This is a genomic window from Pseudomonas sp. NPDC078416, assembly GCF_050268485.1.
Classification (GTDB): domain Bacteria; phylum Pseudomonadota; class Gammaproteobacteria; order Pseudomonadales; family Pseudomonadaceae; genus Aquipseudomonas.
The window spans coordinates 169,492-191,855 of sequence record NZ_JBNNGV010000003.1; the positions used below are offsets into that span (position 1 = coordinate 169,492).

General features: G+C 62.3%; 16 protein-coding genes. 10 read left to right on the forward strand and 6 right to left on the reverse strand.

Annotated features, from left to right (window positions below):
• Nucleotides 1-178 precede the first annotated feature (178 nt).
• Nucleotides 179-679 carry a thiol peroxidase gene (tpx, locus tag ACQKEN_RS06260; protein WP_427684459.1) on the reverse strand — a complete coding sequence of 167 codons (501 nt, stop codon included), beginning with the start codon at nt 677-679 and terminating at the stop codon, nt 179-181.
• A gap of 81 nt (nt 680-760) precedes the next feature.
• Nucleotides 761-1,696 (reverse strand): LysR family transcriptional regulator, encoded by a 936-nt coding sequence (locus tag ACQKEN_RS06265; RefSeq protein ID WP_427684461.1) that lies wholly within the window; start codon nt 1,694-1,696, stop codon nt 761-763.
• A 126-nt stretch (nt 1,697-1,822) separates the two neighbouring features.
• On the opposite strand from ACQKEN_RS06265, the gene ACQKEN_RS06270 reads away from it, so the two are divergent.
• Nucleotides 1,823-2,818, forward strand: a complete 996-nt coding sequence (locus tag ACQKEN_RS06270) for an aldo/keto reductase (protein ID WP_427684462.1) — start codon at nt 1,823-1,825, stop codon at nt 2,816-2,818.
• A gap of 122 nt (nt 2,819-2,940) precedes the next feature.
• On the opposite strand, the gene ACQKEN_RS06275 is transcribed toward ACQKEN_RS06270, so the two are convergent.
• From ACQKEN_RS06275 to ACQKEN_RS06285, 3 genes are all read right to left on the reverse strand, one after another.
• Nucleotides 2,941-6,594, reverse strand: coding sequence for a translocation/assembly module TamB domain-containing protein (locus ACQKEN_RS06275; RefSeq protein ID WP_427684594.1), 3,654 nt, complete (start codon nt 6,592-6,594; stop codon nt 2,941-2,943).
• 35 nt (nt 6,595-6,629) lie between these two features.
• The gene (locus ACQKEN_RS06280; RefSeq protein WP_427684464.1) at nt 6,630-8,360 is read right to left on the reverse strand and encodes an autotransporter assembly complex protein TamA; all 1,731 of its coding nucleotides are present in this window, start codon (nt 8,358-8,360) and stop codon (nt 6,630-6,632) included.
• Between the two features lie 66 nt (nt 8,361-8,426).
• Nucleotides 8,427-9,077: a GNAT family N-acetyltransferase gene (locus tag ACQKEN_RS06285; RefSeq protein ID WP_427684466.1), complete on the reverse strand. Its 651-nt coding sequence runs from the start codon at nt 9,075-9,077 to the stop codon at nt 8,427-8,429.
• Between the two features lie 222 nt (nt 9,078-9,299).
• Between ACQKEN_RS06285 and xthA the strand changes: the two genes are divergently transcribed.
• Nucleotides 9,300-10,112: an exodeoxyribonuclease III gene (xthA, locus tag ACQKEN_RS06290; RefSeq protein ID WP_427684468.1), complete on the forward strand. Its 813-nt coding sequence runs from the start codon at nt 9,300-9,302 to the stop codon at nt 10,110-10,112.
• Nucleotides 10,113-10,390: 278 nt separating this feature from the next.
• Nucleotides 10,391-11,737 carry a substrate-binding domain-containing protein gene (locus ACQKEN_RS06295; RefSeq protein WP_427684469.1) on the forward strand — a complete coding sequence of 449 codons (1,347 nt, stop codon included), beginning with the start codon at nt 10,391-10,393 and terminating at the stop codon, nt 11,735-11,737.
• Between the two features lie 167 nt (nt 11,738-11,904).
• Here the strand turns inward: ACQKEN_RS06295 and ACQKEN_RS06300 are convergent, their stop codons facing one another.
• On the reverse strand, nt 11,905-13,137 hold the full coding sequence (locus tag ACQKEN_RS06300) for an acyl-CoA dehydrogenase (protein ID WP_427684471.1): 1,233 nt from the start codon (nt 13,135-13,137) through the stop codon (nt 11,905-11,907).
• 157 nt (nt 13,138-13,294) lie between these two features.
• Here ACQKEN_RS06300 and ACQKEN_RS06305 point away from each other — a divergent pair, with 157 nt between their 5' ends.
• From ACQKEN_RS06305 to ACQKEN_RS06335, 7 genes are all read left to right on the forward strand, one after another.
• Entirely contained in the window at nt 13,295-14,242 is a 948-nt protein-coding gene (locus tag ACQKEN_RS06305; RefSeq protein WP_074883252.1) for a LysR family transcriptional regulator, read from the forward strand.
• A 246-nt stretch (nt 14,243-14,488) separates the two neighbouring features.
• Nucleotides 14,489-14,869: a MerR family transcriptional regulator gene (locus ACQKEN_RS06310; RefSeq protein WP_427684472.1), complete on the forward strand. Its 381-nt coding sequence runs from the start codon at nt 14,489-14,491 to the stop codon at nt 14,867-14,869.
• Nucleotides 14,870-14,923: 54 nt separating this feature from the next.
• Nucleotides 14,924-15,823, forward strand: a complete 900-nt coding sequence (locus ACQKEN_RS06315) for a hydroxymethylglutaryl-CoA lyase (protein ID WP_427684473.1) — start codon at nt 14,924-14,926, stop codon at nt 15,821-15,823.
• Nucleotides 15,824-16,523: 700 nt separating this feature from the next.
• Entirely contained in the window at nt 16,524-17,687 is a 1,164-nt protein-coding gene (locus tag ACQKEN_RS06320) for an isovaleryl-CoA dehydrogenase (RefSeq protein ID WP_427684475.1), read from the forward strand.
• 16 nt (nt 17,688-17,703) lie between these two features.
• Nucleotides 17,704-19,311, forward strand: coding sequence for a carboxyl transferase domain-containing protein (locus ACQKEN_RS06325; protein ID WP_427684477.1), 1,608 nt, complete (start codon nt 17,704-17,706; stop codon nt 19,309-19,311).
• A 17-nt stretch (nt 19,312-19,328) separates the two neighbouring features.
• Nucleotides 19,329-20,168 (forward strand): gamma-carboxygeranoyl-CoA hydratase, encoded by an 840-nt coding sequence (locus ACQKEN_RS06330; protein ID WP_427684479.1) that lies wholly within the window; start codon nt 19,329-19,331, stop codon nt 20,166-20,168.
• The gene (locus ACQKEN_RS06335) at nt 20,168-22,144 is read left to right on the forward strand and encodes an acetyl/propionyl/methylcrotonyl-CoA carboxylase subunit alpha (RefSeq protein ID WP_427684481.1); all 1,977 of its coding nucleotides are present in this window, start codon (nt 20,168-20,170) and stop codon (nt 22,142-22,144) included. Before ACQKEN_RS06330 ends, ACQKEN_RS06335 begins: the two co-directional genes overlap by 1 nt.
• Nucleotides 22,145-22,364 lie beyond the last annotated feature (220 nt).

A 22,364-nucleotide genomic window follows, 5' to 3' on the forward strand; every position in this document is an offset into this window, starting at 1 on the left:
GGGAGGCTGAACAATAAGCATAGATACCGGCCAAGCAAAGGGCCTTTACCGGCAATTTACCTCGTGCTTACTTTGGATAAGGTGCTGACGTACCAATAAAAAACGGCCTGAAGAAGTCAGGCCGCCTTAGTGTTGCAGGGTGTTGCCGTTCGATGATGGCAATACGCCCTTTGCGAGCTTACTTCAATACGGCCAAAGCCGCTTCGTAGTTCGGCTCCTGGCCGATCTCCGGTACCAGTTCGCTGTGCAGGACCGTGTCGTTTTCGTCCAGCACAACCACGGCGCGCGTGGTCAGGCCCTTCATGGGACCGTCGGAGATGGCGACGCCGTAGTCCTGCATGAACTGCGCGCCGCGCATGGTCGACAAGTTCTTCACGTTTTCCAGGCCTTCGGCGCCGCAGAAGCGCGCCTGGGCGAACGGCAGGTCGGCGGAGATGCACAGCACAACGGCGTTGTTCAGCTCGTTGGCCTGGGCGTTGAATTTGCGCACGGAGGTGGCGCAGGTTGGCGTGTCGACGCTCGGGAAGATGTTCAGCACCTTGCGCTTGCCGGCGAAGGTTTCAAGGGTAGCGTCGGACAGATCGCCCGCCACCAGCGTGAAGGCTGGCGCCTTGCTGCCGACGGTTGGGAGTTCGCCGCTGATCTGTACCGGGGAGCCTCTACGAGTCACTTGTGGCATGAGCTGAGTCCTTGTTTGAGTGGCATGCAAAGGCGGAAGTTAACCATGAAAAAGCGCAGCAACCTACCGCCGGAAATGATTTTATTCTCGGGAAACGCGGTGCATTACCGGTTTGTCCATCAGTCCCGGACGCGAGCACACGTCCACCACCCAGTCGACGAACACCCTCACCCGCCGTGACGTCTGCCGGTGTGCCGGGTACAGCGCAGTCAGGGGCAATAGCGGTTGCTCGACGTCGCCCAGCACTTCGATCAGCTCGCCACGACGCAACAAATCGGCAACGTGGTAGTACGGCGTCTGCACCAGACCGTAACCTGCACTGCACGCGGCGAGGTAGCCATCGGCGCTGTTGGTCGCCAGGGCCTTGGGCAGGTCCGGGGCCTGGGTCCGGCCATCGATGACGAACTCGATTCCGTAGCGCTTATTCGTGGTCGAGGAAAAGTATTCGATGATCCGGTGGTGCTGCAGATCGGCCAGACACTGCGGCGTGCCCCTGCGTTGCAGATAACCCGGACTGGCGCACACCACCTGGCGCATCTGAGCGAGCGGTCGCGCCACCAGCGAATGATCGAGGGGCTGCCCGCCACGGATCACGCAGTCGTAGCCCTCCCGGATCAAGTCCACCGGCCGATCGTTCATGCCTACTTCCATTTCCAGCCGAGGGTAACGTTCGGTGAACTCCGGCAACAGCGGCATGATAATCAGCCGGCCGATGCCGGACGGCATGTCGATGCGCAGCAACCCTTCCGGCTCCCTGGCCGCCGAAGAGAACACCGATTCGGCCGCTTCCAGTGCGTTCAGCACGTTGACGCAACGGTGGTAATAGGCTTGACCGTCCGCCGTCGGCGTCACCTGCCGCGTAGTGCGCATCAACAATTGCACACCGAGTTGCGCCTCCAGGTGTTTGATCAAGATCGTCACCGACGCGCGCGGCATGTGCAGGCTGTCGGCGGCCCTGGCAAAACCGCCCAGTTCGACGATGCGCGTGAAGGCGCGCATCGCATTGAATTTATCCATGGTTCGTCACGGGTCCGCCGAGGGATTGTTTAGAAATTACCAATAGTGAAAGCACTTTTAGCCGGTTTATCCCGACGCTGTCGAGGCGCAAGAATGGTGGTCCTCTCGATCGACAAGGCATCCATCATGCAAACGCGTCAACTTGGCAAAAATGGACCGCAAGTCTCGGCACTTGGCCTGGGCTGCATGGGCATGACTGATTTCTACACCACCGGCGGCAATCCCGATGAGGCCATCGCCACCCTTCACCGCGCGCTGGAGCTGGGCGTCACCCTGCTCGACACCGCTGATATGTACGGGCCCCACACCAACGAAGAACTGCTGGGCAAGGCGCTGGCCGGCAAGCGTGACCAGGCGTTCATCGCCAGCAAGTTCGGCATCGTGCGTACGCCGGGCGATGCCGGTGCGCGTGGCGTCAATGGCAGTCCTGAATACATCCGCGCCGCGATCGATGGCACGCTGCAGCGGTTGAAGATCGACACGCTGGATCTGTATTACCAGCACCGCATCGATCCGGGCGTGGCGATCGAAGAGTCGGTGGGCGCCATGGCCGAGCTGGTCAAGGCCGGCAAGGTGCGCTTTCTCGGCCTGAGCGAAGCGTCGGCCAGCACCCTCGAACGCGCTTACAAGGTTCATCCCATTGCCGCGTTGCAGACCGAATACTCCCTGTGGAGTCGCGATCCGGAAGAAAACGGCGTGCTCGACACCTGCCGCCGTCTGGGCATTGCGTTTGTTCCTTACAGCCCCTTGGGACGAGGCTTTCTGACGGGCGCCCTGAAAAGCCCGGACGACTTCGCCGCCGATGACTACCGCCGCAGCAGCCCGAGGTTTCAGGGCGAGAACTTTGCCAAAAACCTGCTGCTGGTGCAGAAGGTCGAGCAATTGGCGGCGGAAAAAGGCATCACCGCCGGTCAGTTGGCCCTGGCCTGGGTACTCGCCCAAGGCAATGACGTCATCCCGATTCCTGGCACCAAGCAGCGCAAATACCTGGAAGAGAACGTCGCCGCCCTGGATGTGACCCTCGACGCGGCGGAGTTGCAGGCGCTGAAAGACTTGTTCCCGGTCAACGCTGTCGCGGGCGGCCGCTACCCCGATGCGGCGATGAAGCTGGTCAACGGCTGAGGCAGGTTGCTCGACAGCCGCTCATATGGGGGCTGTTGCGTGACTTCTTGGAACCGGCTTGCTAGCGGTAACGCTCTGCCGCGAGCAAGCCGGCTTCCCGGAAGCCGGTCGACCTCGTCTGATCAAAAATCCCGCTTGTAGAAAATATCCAGCGAACTCGCCACGCCACCCGCGACCTCCAGATACACCTTCTTGCTCAACAGATAGCGCAAGGTCAGCGTATTGGCCGGTTCAAACACCCCCACCCCATAACGCAGGCTGAGCTTGTCGGTGATCTTGCCGCTGGCGACCACCGCTGTCTTGTCCCCGCTACCCGAGGTGTCCAGATCGAAATCCTGAATCCCCAGCCCGGACGCCAGCTTGCCCGCCGTCGACGAGCCGCCGGCCAGGCCCAATGCCAGCGCCGCCTGGGCGACCATGTTGCTGTCTTCACCGTTGGTGCTCAGCGGACGGCCCAGTACCAGATAGGACAGCGCTTGCTCCTGGCTCATGGCCGGTTCGGAGAACACCGTGGTGGTCGGTTGCTCGGCGCTGCCGCTCAGGCGAATGCCGGCAATCACGTCGTCGGTCTGGCGAATGGCTTCGATGTCCAGATACGGCTGATCGACCGGCCCGGCGAACAACAGGCGAGCCTTGCGAATGGTCAGGCGCTGGCCGTAAGCGCGGTAGCGGCCATCGTTGAGGTTCAGCTCGCCGCGGGTGTCCATGTTGTCGCCGATGTGCACGTGACCGACGAGATTGGCGGTCAGGCCGAAGCCGGAGAAACTCAGGGTTTCCTGCCCCACCTCAACATTCACGTCCATGGCGATGGCCAGCGGGGTTTTGCCCTGTTTGGTCTGCTGGCCGACGATCACCGTGTCATCGGAGACTTTGACGGTTGAAGGCGGCAGCTGACGGACAGTGATCTCGCCTTTCGGGATCAAGACCTTGCCCGACACCGCGAGCCGGTCGCCCTGCAGGGTGATCTTCAGGTCCGGCGCAGCCTCTAGCTTGGCGTAAGGCTCAACGGTGATCGGCAGGTGCGTGCCCTTCAGGGCAACGTCGACATCCAGCGTATCGGCCCAGGCCACATGCCCGCCAATGCTGCCCTGACCTGTCGGGCCGCTGCGCCAGTTGCCGGTCAGATCAACGCGCTCGCCCGCAATCAATGCCTGCACATTGAGTTTTTCAAGACTGACCGGCAACTCGGGGCCGGATACTTCGCCGTCATTCAGCGTCACATTGCCGTTAATCTGCGGCGCCATCAGGCTGCCCGAAATCCGGCCGCTGCCGTTGAGCTTACCGTTGAGCTTTTCCACCATTGGCACGAAGGGCCGTGCGACCGACACGTCCAGGCCGCTTAGGGTGAAGTCACCGGTGACGGGTTTGTTCCTGGCGATCGGGTCGATGCTCAATCGGGCCAGCAATTCACCGAGCTTCCCGCCACGAAAATTCAGGCTGGTATCGACCTTTTTCGGGGTCAGGCTGCTGGTCAGTTTCAGCGTTTCATAGGGGAAGTCCAGCCACTGGTTCTTCTCCTTGACCCGCAGCGTCCCGCCACTGGCGTCGATGACCACTTGACCGTTGGGCCCGGCGGCCGGAACGTCCAGCTGGATGTCGGCATTCAGGGCGCCCTGCCAGGCGAAATCCTTGGGCAGCCATTGCGCCAGACTGTCCAGCGGGAAGCGCTTGAGGTGATAGCGCAACCGCGGCTCCGGCTGCAGACGCTGGTCTTCGCCGCACAGGCTGGCAGGCCCCGAGACCCAGCAATGGGCACCGAAGTTGACCTTGCCATCAGCCAGGCGCTCCAGCTTGGCCGGCTGTTGCAGCTTCCAGTCCTGCCCGCCGCTCTGGATGTCGCCGCTGGCGAGACGCCCGCGCCAGTTGCCTTTGTCCAGATTGCCATCCAGCGCGAGGGCCAGCTTGAGCAGCGGCCCTTTAAGATCGAGTTTGACTTGCTGGCGTTTGATGTCGCCTTGGCCGTTGACGGTCAGCGCGCCCAGTGCGGTATCGCCGGCCTGGATGCCGGTGGTCTTCAGATCAACCGTCGCGCGCTGAGCGTTGTCGAGCTTGGCCGCCAGTGTGAGGCTTTGCAGCGTGTTTGCCTGAAAGGCCAGTTGAGTGCCCTGCAAGGCCAGTTGCCCCTGGGGCGCCTGGACCGTGCCGGCAACATCGAGGCGCCCTTTCATCTGCCCTTGAAGGCCTGGCCACAGTTGTCCCAGCCGCGGGAGGTTGATGTCCAGCTGTGCGGCGATTTTCTGCTGAAGGCTGCCCGTGCCCTGAATCCGGTTGTCGCCCAGCCGGATATTCAGGGCGTTGAGATTCCATGTGCCGTCGGCGCCATCGGCCTTGGCTTGCAACACCGCAGGCTGGCCGCGCAGGCGCCCCTTAAGATCCAGATCGGCGTTCAGCGTCAGTTGTTCATTGCGCACCGAGCCCTTGCTGCGCAGCGGACCGGCCAGGGAGCCCGGCAATTCCGCGACCCAGTAAGCGGGATCGATGGCGCTGAGATCCAGAGCCGTGTCCCAGGCGATGCCATCGGCAAATTGCAGGTTCAGGTGACCGCTGGCCTTGCCCTGCCCGGCTGCCAGCTCGATTTGTGGCAGGAAGATCTCCTGCAGATCGCCGCTGAAGGGGCTCTGCAAGGTGAATGGACCGGCCGGGCCTTTGAAGTCGCCGGCGAAATGGCCGAGGTACTTGCCGTCGGTGTAGGAAACCTCTCCGGTGAACGTATGCACACTGACCTGGGGCTCGTCGATCAACGGATACAGGCGATGCCAGGGGAAGTCGAGCCAGTCGATTTTTGCGTCGGCGCGCAGGCCCTGCTGCCAGTCCAGCTTGCCGCTGGCCTTGAGACGCTGATTGTCATTCGCCGTCAGGTCCAGCGCCGCGATGTCAGCGCCCTTGGCATCGACCCGGCCTTGTAATGCCAGCGCCACCGGGCCTTTTTCAGCGGGCAGGCTCGCGCTGCCGGTGATGGCGTAGCCTTGGGCAAGGTCGCCCTTCGCATTGAGAACCAACTGATTGAGCTGCAGCGTGTCCGGCAAATCGGCACTGGGTTTGAACGCGGCGCTGGTGATGGCGATGTTGGCCGGCAGGTTTTCCACCAGAGGTTGCAACTGCCCGACGAGGCTGGCGTCGATGTAGCCCTTGCTCTGCGCGTTCAGATTCAATGTCGCTAGCAAGTCCCCTTGAATGTTTAGCGCCAGTGACAACGGCTGGCCACTGACGTCGGGTAGCTTCAACTGCCCTTCGGCGGTCAGCGGCCAGTCACCCTCGGGTTTGAGCAGGCCAGACAGGTCGAGGACGATGTCATCACGACCGGCGTGCAGCGAATCAATCTTCAACCCTTCGGCGGTCCAGTGGGCCGCCAGTTGCACGTCGCGAACCTGCTCGGTGCCGTCCAGGTGCAGGCTGCCGATCTGCACGCGACCCAGCTGCAAGGCCAGCGGCAGCTTGAGATTCGGCAGCGTGATCGGGCCGCTGCTTGCCTCGTCGCTGGAGGGCGGGAATTGCAGCCTGATGTCGCCCGTCTGCAGGGTGTCGATGCACAGCGTCATGCTCGCCAGGCACGCCGGGGTCCAGTCAAACACCGGTGCATCCACTTCGACCTTGCTCTGGCCTTGCTGCCAGACCAGGTGATCCGCCTGCCATGCGCCGCCCAGGCGACCGGAAAACCCTTCGACCGAAAGACCCGGTACAAGACCGATGGCCCAACGGCTGCCACTTTGGGTGCCGAGAACGAGCGTCAATGTCAGCATCACCAGGATGACCAACGACAGCAGCGTAATCGCCATTATCGCAGCGGTGCGTTTCAGCAAATCCCTATTCGTCACAGTTCAGGTCCCATCGAGAAGTGCAGACGAATACCGCCGTCTTCGTCCAGCGCGTGGGCGAGGTCAAGGCGCAACGGCCCGACCGGAGACACCCAGCGCACACCAATGCCGACGCCCGTCTTCAGGCTCGGCAGGTCCAGGGAATTGAACGAGTTGCCCTGATCGACGAACGCGGCCACGCGCCATTTTTCGGCGATGGAGTATTGGTACTCGGCGCTGCCGGCAATCATGTAGCGGCCGCCGATCTTGTCGCCGTCGGAGTTTTCCGGGGACAGCGATTGGTAGTCATAACCGCGCACGCTCTGGTCGCCACCGGCAAAGAAACGCAGCGAAGGCGGGATCGATTTGTAGCCGTTGGTGGCACTGCCGCCGACTTGCACCCGCCCAAGAAAGCGGTGGTTCTGCGCTACGGTGGTCAGCCCTTTGAGCATGACCGTGCCGTGCAAGAGGTTGGCGTCAGAGCCCAGTCCTTCCTTGGCCACCTGAGTATCGAACTGCAGCCGGTAGCCATTGTGCGGGTCGATGCGGTTATCGCTGCGCAGGTATGAATAGCTGACGCCGGGCATGAGCAACGTGCTCAGGCCTGAGTCGTTGCCCAGTCGGTATTCTTCGCGCTGCCACTTCAGCGAGATCACCCGCTCCCAGCCGCTGGGCAGCTTGCTGTGCCATTCGGGCCCGACGGTCAGCAGTTTGCTGAGGCTGTCGGTGTCGGCAATCTCTTCATATTGATAGCCGCCGGCGAAACGCAGTTTGTCGGTCAGGGGCGGGTCCAGCGGAATGTCGTAGAACAGGCCGACGTTCTGCCGAGGGGCAGAGATTTCGGCTTCAGCGCCATAACTGTGGCCTTGTGGATTGACCCAGTGGCGCGTCCAATTGGCCTTCACCCGTGGGCCGACGTCGGTCGAATAGCCCACGCCCAGTCCCATGGTCCGCGGCTTGCGGGTTTGCAACTGCACGTCCACCGGAATGACCTGGGCCTGGGCGTCGGTGGGCGATGCATTGACCCGCACGCCTTCGAAATAGCCGCTCGACTGCATGGCCTGGTTAAGCTCGGCGATCAGTTCGGAGTCGTAGGGCGTGTCTTGCTTGAACGGCACCATGCGCCGCAGCAGGTCTTCGTCGAACGGCGCGTCGCCGCTGAAGGTCACTTTGCCAAGGGAGAAACGCGGCCCGCTGTCGTAGACCAGTTCGATGTCGGCAACCCCGGCGCGGGGGTCAACGGAAAGGCGCTGGGTCACGAACCGGCCATTGAAGAAGCCGTAGCGCGCGGCCTGGGTTTCGATCAGATGCTTGGCGTCCTCGTAGACGCCATGATTGAGCACCGCGCCGGCTTTGAGGGCATCGCCCTTTGGCACCCGGAAGCGTTTGAGCTGGGTCGCCTGCCCGGTCACGCGGATGGATACATTGCGCAGGTGGACGGGCTCGCCGGCCTGGACTTTCAGCAGCAATTGCAGGTTGTTGTCGACATGACGGACTTCGCTGTCAATCTGCGCCTGATAATACCCAAGGGCCTGAGCGGCCTTTTGCGCCTGCTCGACGGCCCCCACGCTGAAGCGTTCGAGCGCCGGCTCGTCGCGCTCGCCGAGGCTGCCCACATACCCTTCGATGTTGGATTTGAGCGCGGCATTGGACGGCTTGATCCGGACTTCCAGCTGCGCATCGGCGAATGCCGCACAGCTGGACAACATCAAGATAAAGCCGCTGGTGTATCGATGGGGAAACTTCATAGGCGCGAATGCTACACGAGCGAAGCGGGCTGCTGGAACCCGCTGAAATTGACAAGCTTGTGCAGCTCAAGCCGCCGAACCCAATGAAACCTGGGGGTTTGGGTGAAAAAATATGCGTTCTCGGACGGGTCCTACTTCCACTTCACCGATTTCCTGATAACCGTGTCGATTATAGAAATCCAGATAATGGCCATTTCCCGTGTCGAGGACGATGCCTTTCGAGTTCTTGTCCTGCGCACACCAGTCATGCAACGCCAGCAGCAACTGCTCAGCATAGTGCTGGCCCTGAAAATCAGGATGGACGCCGAACAACGGCAGCACGTGAACCGCTTCCGACGGGGCACAAGCCAGCACGTCGTGGTAATACTCCAGATACCGCTGAGTCCCGCGCAGGCCGGTGCTCATCAGCATCCGAATGCGCCAGGCCCAGCTTTCGGTGATGCCCAGCCGCCGCTGTGGTGGCGCAATCAGGGCAACGCCGGCCAGACGGTCCGCGACGAACAGCCCCAACGCCGGCATGTCCTGAAGAAAATGCTGCTTGACCAGCGCACGGATTGTCGCCTTGACCCGGTGCTCATAGCCGGCGCGGCCGGATTCGAACAGGTAGGCGAAGCTCGGTTCCTGACGGTAGGCGAGGTAGAGCAGTGCGCGGGTTTCGCGGGAGTAGCCGCTGTCGAGCTGACGGATCTGCGCCGTTTCGCCGGGCAGTACTGGCATGGTGTTCGTCCTTTTGATGAGCCCCGGGGCGGCCGCTCGGGTGCGCTCTGGGTGGTGGTCTTCAAGGCTTCGAGTCGCCGCCCGCCAGCGCAGTTCCCACGACTTGGCCGCCTTTCGGAAATGCACCCCCGCCGTTTGCGACGCTGGCAAGCGAACCGGGCGCTGGCCGTTGCCGGGCAGGTCGGCTAGCATCGCCGTTTGTTTTCGCCAGGACCGTCGCCCATGAAAATTGTGTCTTTTAATATCAACGGCCTTCGCGCCCGACCGCATCAACTGGCGGCGTTGATCGAGAAGCATCAGCCGGACGTCATTGGTTTGCAGGAAACCAAGGTCTCCGACGAGCAATTTCCCCAGGCCGATATCGAAGCGCTGGGTTACCACGTGCATTTCCACGGCCAGAAAGGTCACTACGGCGTTGCCCTGCTCTCCCGTCAGGCACCGCTGTCGATTCACAAGGGCTTCGACAACGACGATGAAGACGCCCAGCGCCGTTTCATCTGGGGCACATTCGCCGACCGCAACGGTAATCCGGTGACGGTCATGAACGGCTATTTCCCACAGGGCGAAAGCCGTGATCACCCGACCAAATTCCCGGCGAAGCTGCGCTTCTACGCGGACCTGCAGAACCTGCTGGAAACGAACTTCAGCAATGACCAGCCCTTGGTGGTGATGGGCGACGTCAACATTTCCCCGGAAGACAGCGACATCGGCATCGGCGCCGACAACGCCAAGCGCTGGCTGAAAACCGGCAAATGCAGCTTTCTCCCGGAAGAGCGCGAGTGGCTCGGCAAACTCAAGAACTGGGGCCTGGTGGACAGCTTCCGCCATCTGTACCCGGAAGTGGTCGATCAATTCAGCTGGTTCGACTACCGCAGTCGCGGCTTTGAAGACGAGCCCAAGCGTGGCCTGCGCATCGACCTGATCCTCGCCTCTCACGGCTTGCAACCACGCATCAAGGCAGCGGGTGTGGATTATCACTTGCGATCGATGGACAAACCGTCCGACCACGCGCCGATCTGGCTTGAGCTGGAGTAATTACCGGGCAACTGGCCCGACAGCCACACGCGCTGTTGGGCTCGTTGTCGAACGGCGATGACAATTGCGTTGGCTGGCACACAAGTCCGTCAATACGACAATCCTGTAGGAACCGGCTTGCTGGCGAACCCCTGACGTCACTCGACATCTCCATGCCAGACTGACCGCGTTCGCTAGCAAGCCGGCCCCTACGAGGTTCGTGGGATACCGGCTGTCATCTAGCGGTCATCGGCCTGTCTTACTCTCCGGCCACCTCACCTCCTATAAAGATGCCGCACATGCTGCGCACCCTCGTTTTCCTTGTGCTCTCTTCAGTGCTCGCGGTCGCCACATCCGCGAACGCCGCTGCCCTGCCCGCGCCCACTGACGGCTCGCCGGCCCTGCGCATTCAGGGCTCGAACACGATTGGCGCGCAACTGGGGCCAGCGCTGGTCAAAGGTTTGCTGGCGCAGCAAGGCGCATTGTCGATCCAAGAGCAACCCGGGGCGCACCTCAACGAGGTGCGTCTTACCGCCCAATTGCCCTCGGGCCAGAACGTCAGCATCGACATCGCTGCCCACGGATCGAGCACTGGTTTCGTGGCGTTGAAGGACGGCTTGGCCGATGTGGCGGCATCCTCCCGACCCATCAAGAACAGCGAAGCCATCGAGTTGGCGGCCTTGGGCGATCTGCGCAGCCATGAGGCCGAGCAAGTCATCGCCATCGACGGCGTGACAGTGATTCTTCATCCCGCTAACCCGCTGCGCGAACTGAGCACGGCGCAACTGGCGAAAATCTTTTCCGGGGAGATCCGCGACTGGGAGCAATTGGGCGGCCCGGCCGGGGCTATCCATTTATACGCACGGGATCAGCAATCCGGCACATACGACACCTTTAACGAGCTGGTGCTGGCCAAGTCCGCCAAGACGTTGTCGAAGGACGCCAAGCGCTTCGAGTCCAGCGAGGCATTGTCCGATCAGGTCAGCCAGGACCGTCAGGGCATCGGCTTCATCGGCCTGCCCTACGTCAGGCAGGCCAAGGCCGTAGCAATCATCGATGGCGAGTCAAAACCGATGCTGCCCACGGTCAGCCTGATTGCCACCGAAGATTATCCGCTGTCACGTCGCCTTTACTTCTACCTGCCGCCTGATGCGAAGCAGCGCTGGGCCAGGGCGCTGGTGCGATTCGCCCAGAGTCCACAGGGACAGTCCATCGTCGCGCAAAACGGGTTTGTGGCGCAGACGGTTCAGGCCGTGAAAGTGCGAGCGACAGCGCAGATGCCGCTGGAATATCAGAATCTGGCGCGGGAGGCCGAGCGGCTGTCGGTGAATTTCCGATTCGCCCAGGGCAGCGCGAACCTCGACACCAAGGCGATGCTCGATCTCAAGCGCGTGGTCGAGTACCTGAAGGCCCATGGCAAGCTGGACCAGAAGGTCACGCTGGTGGGGTTTGGTGATGCCAAGAGCGACCCGGCGCGGGCGCAGTTGCTGTCCAAACTTCGCGCCATGGCGGTGCGCCGGGAGTTGCTGAAACAACAGGTGGTGTTGCGTGAAGTGCGCGGGTTTGGCGACGAAATGCCGGTGGCGACCAATGATGGCGATGAAGGCCGGATCAAGAACCGCAGGGTCGAGGTGTGGGTGGAATGAGGGGTTCAGTCCGCTGTATACCGGTCACTGAACGCACATACTGTAGGAGCCGGCTTGCTGGCGAACGCGTTGGGTCAGTCGACATGTTCATCGCTGGTTGACCGGGTTCGCCAGCAAGCCGGCTCCTACAAATTGCAGTGTGTCAGTCGACAACGGCATAAGCGGGATCACCGATGTTCGCTGCGCATCATCTCCTTCGGCACGTACTTGCCGACCTCGATCTTCCCGATCGCCGCGCGGTGGACTTCGTCCGGGCCGTCGGCCAGGCGCAGGGTGCGCTGCATGGCGTACATGTAGGCCAGCGGGAAATCGCCGGACACTCCCGCGCCGCCGTGCATCTGGATCGCCCGGTCGATCACCCGCAGGGCGACGTTCGGCGCGACCACTTTGATCTGCGCGATCTCGCTTCTCGCCACCTTGTTGCCCACGGTGTCCATCATGTAAGCGGCCTTTAGGGTCAACAGGCGGGCCATGTCGATTTCCATGCGCGAGTCGGCAATCTTGTCGATGTTGCCGCCCAGTCGTGCCAAAGGCCGGCCAAACGCGGTGCGCTGCACGGAGCGTTTGCACATCAATTCCAGCGCGCGCTCCGCCATGCCGACCGAGCGCATGCAGTGGTGAATCCTTCCCGGACCAAGGCGTCCCTGGGCAATCTCGAAGCCGCGTCCTTCACCCAACAGGACGTTTTCGTACGGCACGCGCACATTTTCAAACAGCACTTCGGCGTGGCCATGGGGCGCATCGTCGTAGCCGAACACCGGCAGCGGACGGACGATCTTCACGCCGGCAGCGTCAGTCGGCACCAGAATCATTGAATGCTGCTGGTGACGCGGGCCGTCCGGGTTGCTCAGGCCCATGAAGACCATGATCTTGCAGCGCGGATCACAGGCGCCGGAGGTCCACCACTTGCGGCCATTGATGACCCACTCATCGCCATCGCGCACCGCCGTGGCGGCCATGTTGGTGGCATCCGAGGACGCGACATCGGGCTCGGTCATGGCGAAAGCCGAGCGAATCTCGCCCCGCAGCAAGGGTTCCAGCCACTGCTGCTTCTGCGCTTCATTGGCGTAGCGCACCAGCACTTCCATGTTGCCGGTGTCCGGCGCGGAACAGTTGAAGGGCTCCGGGCCCAGCAGCGAGCGGCCCATGATTTCCGCCAGCGGCGCGTATTCGAGGTTCGACAGCCCTGCTCCGAGTTCGGATTCCGGCAGGAACAGGTTCCACAATCCCTCGGCCTTTGCCTTGGCCTTGAGCTCCTCCATGATCGCCGTCGGTTGCCAGCGGTCGCCTTCGGCCACCTGGCGCTCGAACACCGGCTCGGCCGGGTACACGTAAGCGTCCATGAAGGCGGTCACGCGCTCGCGCAGTGCCTGAACCTTGGGGGAGTAAGCGAAATCCATGGGGCAGCTGCCTTCTGTGAGGTGTTGTCAGGTCGTGATCCGATGCTAGAACAGCGCCCCCCATTTATCTAACCTATTCTCGCCGTGTATAAACATTCATAACCGATATATGATTCGGCGCATTCCAAACAACAAGAACTGCACGAGGCGCACAGCAATGAACCTGAGCAAGGTCGATCTCAATCTCTTTATTGTGTTTGACGCCATCTACACCGAAGCCAACCTGACCCGCGCCGGTCAGATCGTCGGCATCACCCAGCCTGCCGTATCCAACGCCCTGGCACGCCTGCGCGAAACCTTCAACGATCCGCTGTTCGTGCGCACTGCCCAGGGCATGGTGCCCACCCCCATGGCGCAGAACATCATCGGCCCCGTCCGCAACGCGTTGTCATTGCTGAGAGTGTCAGTTCAGGAGAGCCGGATTTTCAATCCGCTGCAGGCCAACAAGAATTACCGCATCAGCATGACCGACCTTACCGAAGCGGTGATACTGCCGGCGCTTTTCCAGCGGCTGCGGCGTCTGGCGCCCACCGTGACCATCGAAAGCTTTTTGTCCAAGCGCCGGGAAACGACCAAGGAACTTGCGGCGGGCCGACTGGATTTCGCCGTGGATGCGCCGCTGAACACCGACCCACAGGTGCGCCACGTCAAGCTGATGGAAGACCGCTACGTGTGCGCCATGCGCCGCGGCCACCCGCTGGCGAACAAGGAGGCCATCAGCCTGGATGACTACCTCGGCGTGGCGCACATTCATATTTCCAGCCGGCGCAGTGGCTTGGGGTATGTGGATCTCGCGCTGGGGAAAATGGGTATTCAGCGCAAGGTGGCGTTGCGCTCGCAGCATTACCTGATGGCCTCTCAGGTGCTGCAGCAGACCGACATGGTGATGACCGTTCCCGAGCGCTTCGCCCGCCGCAACGACCTGCATTTCGTGTATCTGCCGGTAAACGACGTGCCAACCGTGGAGACTCACCTCTACTGGCACGAAAGCACCGATCAGGACCCGGCGAACCGCTGGATGCGCGAGCAGATCATCGAGCTTTGTCAGTTGGTGACCGCGCAGGAACGCAAGCTGGGCAAGACCCTTGAGGCGGCGGTGAAATAGGCGTTCAGCGGCGCACGCGGTCTTTGTGGGACCGGCTTTAGCCGGGAAGAGGCCGGCGTGAACACCATCAATTCTGCGGTGTGACTGCCGACGCCTTCCCGGCTGAAGCCGGTCCCACTATCAGAGCGCGGTCAATCAGTTGGACCGGCTTTAGCCGGGAAGAAGGTCCAAGCCTTGATACGCCGCTTGACGTTAACGTAAAGCCCCACTTACGTTACGCCCAGGCCTTCCGTATCGAGCACTGCCATGACCGCCACTACGTACAGCATTTCCGACCTCGCCCGCGAGCTGGACATCACCACCCGCACCATCCGCTTCTACGAAGAAGAAGGCATGCTGACCCCTGAACGGCGCGGGCTGGAACGTGTGTATTCGGCCCGTGACAAGGTCACCCTCAAGCTGATTCTGCGCGGCAAGCGCATCGGTTTCTCCCTCGCCGAGTGCCGCGACCTCATCGGTCTGTATGACCCTGCCGGCGGCAATCACAAACAATTGAGCACCATGCTCGAGAAAATCGCCGAGCGTCGCGCGCAGCTGGATCAGCAGCTTCTGGATATTCAGCAGATGCAGCTGGAGCTGGACACAGCAGAAGAACGCTGCAAGGCCGCGCTTGAAATAACCAGCTGAATCAATTCATTAGAACAACAACCTAAAGCAAAATCTCTCAGGAACCATGCCGCTATGTCTCTCCCTCAACGTGTGCGTCTGGTTGAAGTCGGCCCCCGGGACGGCCTGCAGAACGAATCCCGCCCCGTCAGCGTCAGCGACAAACTGCAATTGGTGCATGACCTCGCCGACGCGGGCGTCAGCTACATCGAAGCGGGCAGTTTCGTTTCACCAAAATGGGTGCCGCAGATGGCCGGCTCGGCTGAACTTTTCGCCGGCATTCAGCGCAAGGACGGCGTGACCTATGCCGCACTGGCGCCCAACCTGCGGGGGTTCGAAGACGCGCTGGCAGCGGGGGTGAAAGAAGTCGCGGTATTCGCCGCCGCCTCGGAGTCGTTCTCCCAGCGCAACATCAACTGCTCGATCAGCGAGAGCCTGGACAGATTTCTGCCGATCATGGAGGCCGCGCGCCTGCACGGCATCAGCGTTCGCGGCTACGTGTCCTGCGTGCTGGGTTGCCCCTATGAAGGTGAGATTGCGCCGAAACAAGTGGCGGCAGTCGCCAACGAGTTGTATGCCATGGGCTGCTACGAGGTGTCCCTCGGCGACACCATCGGCACCGGCACGCCGGGCGCGACCCGCACGCTGTTCGACGTGGTGGCCGGGCAGATCCCGCGCGGCAAACTGGCCGGGCATTTCCACGACACCTATGGCCAGGCGCTGGCCAACCTCTACGCCAGCCTGCTGGAAGGCATTCAGGTGTTCGACAGCTCCGTGGCCGGCCTCGGCGGCTGCCCCTACGCCAAAGGCGCGACCGGCAACGTGGCCAGTGAGGACGTGGTGTACCTGCTGAATGGCCTCGGCATCGAGACGGGTATCAACCTGGACAAGCTGATTGCAGCCGGTCAGCGCATCAGCGACACCCTCGGTCGGGCAAACGGATCGCGCGTGGCAAGGGCACGTCTGTCGGCCTGATGTGCGACAAGTTGTCACACAGTGTTACCCTGCCCGCCATCGCGTTCAGGGAAACGGGTAACACGGAAACACCTGGCGACAGATTCAGCAGTGAATCAAGGCCGGTGAAATCCGCAAAGCCCCGGAATCCGGGAACTCTGAAAAGTTGGCATGGCTTCTGCTATGTCTTACGTACAACAAAAATAACAAATGCAATAACCCAATAAAAACAAGACGTATCGGCTCTGACATAACAAGAACAACACGGACAGAGACGCAGCTAACTGATTTTTTTGGAGTGGATCGCTTTACTTGAGGCCCTGGCCTCACGACCTGACTGAGAACAACAAGACTGCGCTTAGGCAGCTACCAGACGAGTCGGATCAAAAGATCGAAGCGGATCAGCGCTCAAAAAAATACGTTTGCTCTTGGCCCCGCTTGGGGGTCGCTCCCAAAGCAAAAAAGGTTGGCCGTCTACAACAATAAAAAATACAACAACAGGCCACCTAATAATAAAAACGAGCATGCAATCGAACTTGAAGGGGAGCCCAGGCTCCCCTTCGTGCTATCCGGCATTTGTAAACCTCTCCCCCTTCCGTTATTCCCCGGGCCAACACCTCGTTCCCGTTGACATCAACATGAGCGCAGGCTTACGTTAACGTAAAGGTGCACATCATCTTCCCCCCTGACAGCCCTCCAATAACAACTCGGGATGCAGTCCATGAATTACCCCACGCTCAATTTCGGCCTCGGCGAAACCCTCGACATGCTCCGCGATCAGGTGCGCGCATTCGTTGCCGCCGAGCTGGCTCCGCGCGCTGCACAGATCGACAAAGACAACCTCTTTCCCGCCGACATGTGGCGCAAGTTCGGCGACATGGGCCTGTTGGGCATTACCGTCGACGAGGAGTACGGCGGCGCGGGCCTCGGCTACCTGGCCCACGTCATCGCCATGGAAGAAATCAGCCGGGGCTCTGCCTCCGCGGCGCTGTCCTACGGCGCCCATTCCAATCTCTGCGTCAACCAGATCAACCGCAACGGCACCCCCGAACAGAAAGCCCGCTACCTGCCCAGGCTGATCAGCGGCGAGCACGTTGGTGCCCTGGCCATGAGCGAGCCCAACGCCGGTTCCGACGTGGTCTCAATGAAGCTGCGCGCCGACCGACGCGGCGACCGTTTCGTCCTCAACGGCAGCAAGACCTGGATCACCAACGGCCCTGACGCCAACACCTACGTGATCTACGCCAAGACCGACCTGGAAAAAGGCGCCCACGGCATCAGCGCGTTCATCGTCGAGCGCGACTGGCACGGTTTCTCTCGCGGCAACAAGTTCGACAAACTCGGGATGCGCGGCTCCAACACCTGCGAGCTGTTCTTCGATGACGTCGAGGTGCCGGAAGAAAACCTCCTCGGCGCGCTCAACGGGGGCGTGAAGGTGCTGATGAGCGGCCTGGATTACGAGCGCGTCGTGCTATCGGGCGGCCCGGTCGGGATCATGCAGGCGTGCATGGACGTGGTGCTGCCGTACATTCACGACCGTAAACAGTTCGGCCAGAGCATCGGCGAGTTCCAGCTGATTCAGGGCAAGGTCGCCGATATGTACACCCAGCTCAACGCCAGCCGCGCCTACCTGTATGCGGTGGCCCAGGCCTGCGAGCGCGGCGAGACCACGCGCAAGGACGCCGCCGGGGTGATCCTCTACACCGCCGAACGGGCGACCCAGTTCAGCCTGGACACCATCCAGATTCTCGGCGGCAACGGCTACATCAACGAATTCCCGGCCGGACGACTGCTGCGCGACGCCAAGCTCTACGAGATCGGCGCCGGCACCAGTGAAATCCGCCGCATGTTGATCGGGCGTGAGCTGTTCAACGAAACCCGCTGACAGCGCCGGAGGCCCCATGACCACTCTGCACACCCTGATCAACCCGCGCTCGCCGGAATTCGCTGCCAACAGCGAGGCCATGCGCAGGCAGCTCGACGCGTTGCACAGCCTGCTCGACCACGTTCAGCGCGGCGGCGGTGCCAAGGCGCAGGAACGCCACACCTCCCGAGGCAAGCTGCTGCCCCGCGAGCGAATCAATCGCCTGCTCGACCTTGGTTCGCCGTTTCTCGAACTCAGCCAGCTCGCCGCCCATGATGTGTACGGCGAAGACGTCCCGGCCGCAGGGCTCATTGCGGGCATTGGCCGGGTCGAAGGCGTCGAATGCATGATCATCGCCAACGATGCGACGGTGAAAGGCGGCACCTACTACCCGCTCACCGTGAAAAAACACCTGCGCGCCCAGACCATCGCCCAGCAAAACCGCCTGCCGTGCATCTACCTGGTGGACTCCGGCGGCGCCAACCTGCCCCGTCAGGACGAGGTGTTCCCCGACCGTGAACACTTCGGCAGGATATTCTTCAATCAGGCCAACATGAGCGCCGAGGGCATCGCCCAGATCGCGGTGGTCATGGGCTCCTGCACCGCCGGCGGCGCCTACGTGCCGGCCATGGCCGACGAAACCATCATGGTCCGCGAACAAGCAACCATCTTTCTCGCCGGGCCGCCGTTGGTGAAAGCCGCCACGGGCGAAGTGGTCAGCGCCGAAGACCTCGGCGGGGCCGATGTGCACTGCAAAATTTCCGGGGTGGCCGATCATTACGCCGACAGCGATGATCACGCACTGGCGCTGGCACGGCGCTGCGTCGCCAACCTGAACTGGCGCAAGCTCGGCCAGTTGCAGAGCCGCCCGCCCCAGGCGCCGCTGTATGCGGGTGACGAGTTGTACGGCGTAATCCCGGCAGACGCCAAGCAGCCTTTCGACGTGCGCGAAGTCATCGCGCGGCTGGTGGACGGCTCGGTGTTCGATGAGTTCAAGGCGCTGTTCGGCACCACGCTGGTCTGCGGCTTCGCCCATCTGCATGGTTACCCGATCGCCATCCTTGCCAACAACGGCATCCTCTTCGCCGAAGCCGCTCAGAAAGGCGCGCACTTCATCGAACTGGCCTGCCAGCGCGGCATTCCGCTGTTGTTTCTGCAGAACATCACCGGCTTCATGGTCGGCCAGAAATACGAGGCCGGCGGCATCGCCAAGCACGGCGCCAAGCTGGTCACCGCCGTGGCCTGTGCGAACGTGCCGAAGTTCACGGTGATCATCGGCGGCAGCTTCGGTGCGGGCAACTACGGCATGTGCGGCCGCGCTTACGACCCGCGCTTTCTGTGGGTGTGGCCCAACGCGCGGATCGGCGTCATGGGCGGCGAACAGGCCGCCGGGGTGCTGGTGCAAGTCAAGCGTGAACAGGCCGAACGCAGCGGCCAGACCTTCAGCGCCGAGGAAGAAGCGGCCCTGCGCCAGCCGATCCTCGATCAGTACGAGCATCAGGGCCATCCCTGGTATTCCAGCGCCCGGTTGTGGGACGACGGTGTCATCGACCCCGCGCAGACTCGCGACATTCTCGGCCTGGCCATCAGCGCCTCGCTCAACGCCGCCATCGAACCGACCCGCTTCGGCGTGTTCCGGATGTGACCCGAGAGAATCGCCCCATGACTGATTTCGCCACCCTCGACATCGCCCTCGACCCACGCGGGTTCGCCACGCTCTGGCTCAACCGGCCGGAGAAAAACAACGCCTTCAACGCGCAGATGATTCGCGAGCTGATCATTGCTCTGGATCAGCTGCAGAAGGACGACAGCCTTCGCTTTCTGCTGTTGCGCGGACGCGGCCGGCACTTCAGCGCCGGCGCCGATCTGGCCTGGATGCAGGAGTCGGCCAATCTCGACTACAACACCAACCTGGGCGACGCCCGGGAACTGGGCGAGTTGATGTACAACCTGGCCAAGTTCAAGGCGCCGACCCTCGCCGTGGTGCAAGGGGCGGCCTATGGCGGCGCGCTGGGCCTGATCAGTTGCTGCGACATGGCCATCGGCGCCGACGACGCGCAGTTTTGTCTGTCGGAAGTGAAGATCGGCCTGGCGCCGGCAGTGATCAGCCCGTTCGTTGTGCAAGCCATCGGCGAACGTCACGCGCGACGCTATGCGTTGACCGCTGAGCGTTTCGACGGCAACCGGGCACGGGAAATCGGCCTGCTGGCCGAGTGTTACCCCGCCGCCGAGCTGGAACAGCACCTGGAACACTGGATCGCCAACTTGCTGCTTAACAGCCCCCAGGCCATGCGCGTCAGCAAAGACCTGCTGCGCGAAGTCGCCGACGGTGAGCTGACCCCTGCCCTGCGCCGCTATTGCGAGAACGCCATTGCGCGTATTCGCGTCAGTTCCGAAGGCCAGGAAGGTCTGCGCGCGTTTCTGCAGAAGCGCGAACCCGCCTGGCGCGGCGATGCGGACACTCCACAAGCCACGCGCACCCCACAAGGAGAGTCGCACTGATGAGCGTCCCCCACACACAACCGCTGAGTTCGGTGCTGATCGCCAACCGTGGCGAAATCGCCTGCCGCGTCATGCGCACGGCCAAGGCCATGGGCCTGACCACCGTTGCCGTGCACAGCGCCACCGACAGCAACGCGCGGCACGTCCGCGAAGCTGACATCGCGGTGAACCTCGGCGGCAGCAAGGCCAGCGAGAGCTACCTGAAAATCGACAAGCTGATAGAGGCTGCCAAGGCCAGTGGCGCCCAGGCCATTCACCCCGGTTATGGGTTTCTCTCGGAAAACGCTGGCTTTGCCCGCGCCGTGGAACAGGCCGGCCTGATTTTCCTGGGTCCGCCCGCCTCGGCCATTGACGCCATGGGCAGCAAGTCGGCGGCCAAGTCGCTGATGGAGACCGCTGGCGTGCCGTTGGTGCCCGGCTATCACGGTGATGCCCAGGACGCCGCGACCTTCCGCGAAGCGTCCGCCCGTATCGGCTACCCGGTGCTGCTCAAGGCTACGGCCGGCGGTGGCGGCAAGGGCATGAAGGTGGTCGAGCGCGACGAGGATCTGGCCGAAGCGCTGGCGTCCGCGCAACGTGAGGCGCAGTCGTCGTTCGGCGACTCGCGCATGCTCGTCGAAAAGTACGTGCTCAAGCCGCGCCACGTGGAGATTCAGGTGTTTGCCGACCAGCACGGCCACTGCCTGTACCTCAACGAGCGCGACTGTTCGATTCAGCGCCGTCATCAGAAGGTCGTCGAAGAAGCGCCCGCGCCGGGCCTGACCCCACAAATGCGTCAGGCCATGGGCGAGGCGGCGGTGCGCGCGGCACAGGCCATCGGCTACGTTGGCGCCGGCACGGTGGAGTTTCTGCTGGACGCCCGGGGCGATTTCTTCTTCATGGAAATGAACACGCGCCTGCAGGTCGAGCACCCGGTGACTGAGGCGATTACCGGGCTGGACCTGGTGGCCTGGCAGATTCGCGTGGCCCAGGGCGAGCCGCTGCCGATCACCCAGGCGGAAGTGCCGCTGAACGGCCATGCGATTGAAGTGCGGCTGTATGCGGAAGATCCAGCCAACGATTTTCTGCCTGCGACCGGGACGCTAGCGCTGTATCGCGAATCGGCCTCGGGGCCGGGACGCCGCGTTGACAGCGGCGTGGCGGAAGGCGACGAGGTTTCGCCGTTCTACGACCCGATGCTCGGCAAATTGATTGCCTGGGGCGAGACCCGGGAAGAAGCGCGCTTGAGACTGCTGGCGATGCTCGACGAGTTCGCCATCGGCGGCCTGCGCACCAACCTCGCGTTTCTGCGCCGCATCATCGCGCACCCGGCCTTCGCCGAAGCGGAGCTCGACACCGGGTTCATCCCGCGTTATCAGACCGATCTGCTGCCAGCGACCGAGGGTTTGACGGAGGAATTCTGGCAGTTGGCGGCGCAGGCTTACGTGAGCACCGCGCCAGTGACCGTCAGAACCGACGATACCCATTCACCCTGGTCAACCACCAAAGGCCTGCGCCTCGCCGCCCCTGCCGAAGTGACGTTGCACCTGGCGTGTGGCACGCAGAGCCGAAGCATCGTGCTGCGGGGTGATTCGCAGCAAGGCGTTCGGCTGAACGGCGAACGCTTGTTGATCGAGCAGGACGGCGTGCGTCACCAGACGATGGCGATCCGTCGGGCCGACACCTTGTACTTGCGCTGGCAGGGCGACGTGCATGCCATTCGCCCGGTTGATCCGATTGCCGACGTGGATTCGAGCCACGGCCATCAAGGCGGCCTCACCGCACCCATGAACGGCAGCATCGTTCGGGTGTTGGTCAGCGTGGGCGAACAAGTGCAAGTCGGCACACCGCTGGTGGTGCTGGAAGCCATGAAGATGGAACACAGCATCCGCGCGAACACAGCGGGCACCGTGGCAGCGCTGTATTGCGCCGAAGGGGAAATGGTCAAGGAAGGGATGGTGTTGGTGGAGCTGGAAGCTATGGTACCGGCCGAATGATCGGCTGCTGGCTGGCTGCAATCTAATGTGGGACCGGCTTTAGCCGGGAAGACGTCGGTCATGACACCGCTAAATTGAGGGTGTTAACACTGGCCTCTTCCCGGCTAAAGCCGGTCCCACTAAAAGCATCGCGCGCAGTCAGTGAGATCGGGACTGAACTCCAATTGTGGGGCCGGCTTTAGCCGGGAAGGCGGCATTGGTCACACCGCAAAACTAAGGG

What these genes read in the sequence shown, in the direction of transcription:
- tpx (WP_427684459.1), bottom strand. Translation starts at nt 679, where the DNA reads ATGCCACAAGTGACTCGTAGAGGCTCCCCGGTACAGATCAGCGGCGAA.
- ACQKEN_RS06265 (WP_427684461.1), bottom strand. Translation starts at nt 1,696, where the DNA reads ATGGATAAATTCAATGCGATGCGCGCCTTCACGCGCATCGTCGAACTG.
- ACQKEN_RS06270 (WP_427684462.1), top strand. Translation starts at nt 1,823, where the DNA reads ATGCAAACGCGTCAACTTGGCAAAAATGGACCGCAAGTCTCGGCACTT.
- ACQKEN_RS06275 (WP_427684594.1), bottom strand. Translation starts at nt 6,594, where the DNA reads ATGGCGATTACGCTGCTGTCGTTGGTCATCCTGGTGATGCTGACATTG.
- ACQKEN_RS06280 (WP_427684464.1), bottom strand. Translation starts at nt 8,360, where the DNA reads ATGAAGTTTCCCCATCGATACACCAGCGGCTTTATCTTGATGTTGTCC.
- ACQKEN_RS06285 (WP_427684466.1), bottom strand. Translation starts at nt 9,077, where the DNA reads ATGCCAGTACTGCCCGGCGAAACGGCGCAGATCCGTCAGCTCGACAGC.
- xthA (WP_427684468.1), top strand. Translation starts at nt 9,300, where the DNA reads ATGAAAATTGTGTCTTTTAATATCAACGGCCTTCGCGCCCGACCGCAT.
- ACQKEN_RS06295 (WP_427684469.1), top strand. Translation starts at nt 10,391, where the DNA reads ATGCTGCGCACCCTCGTTTTCCTTGTGCTCTCTTCAGTGCTCGCGGTC.
- ACQKEN_RS06300 (WP_427684471.1), bottom strand. Translation starts at nt 13,137, where the DNA reads ATGGATTTCGCTTACTCCCCCAAGGTTCAGGCACTGCGCGAGCGCGTG.
- ACQKEN_RS06305 (WP_074883252.1), top strand. Translation starts at nt 13,295, where the DNA reads ATGAACCTGAGCAAGGTCGATCTCAATCTCTTTATTGTGTTTGACGCC.
- ACQKEN_RS06310 (WP_427684472.1), top strand. Translation starts at nt 14,489, where the DNA reads ATGACCGCCACTACGTACAGCATTTCCGACCTCGCCCGCGAGCTGGAC.
- ACQKEN_RS06315 (WP_427684473.1), top strand. Translation starts at nt 14,924, where the DNA reads ATGTCTCTCCCTCAACGTGTGCGTCTGGTTGAAGTCGGCCCCCGGGAC.
- ACQKEN_RS06320 (WP_427684475.1), top strand. Translation starts at nt 16,524, where the DNA reads ATGAATTACCCCACGCTCAATTTCGGCCTCGGCGAAACCCTCGACATG.
- ACQKEN_RS06325 (WP_427684477.1), top strand. Translation starts at nt 17,704, where the DNA reads ATGACCACTCTGCACACCCTGATCAACCCGCGCTCGCCGGAATTCGCT.
- ACQKEN_RS06330 (WP_427684479.1), top strand. Translation starts at nt 19,329, where the DNA reads ATGACTGATTTCGCCACCCTCGACATCGCCCTCGACCCACGCGGGTTC.
- ACQKEN_RS06335 (WP_427684481.1), top strand. Translation starts at nt 20,168, where the DNA reads ATGAGCGTCCCCCACACACAACCGCTGAGTTCGGTGCTGATCGCCAAC.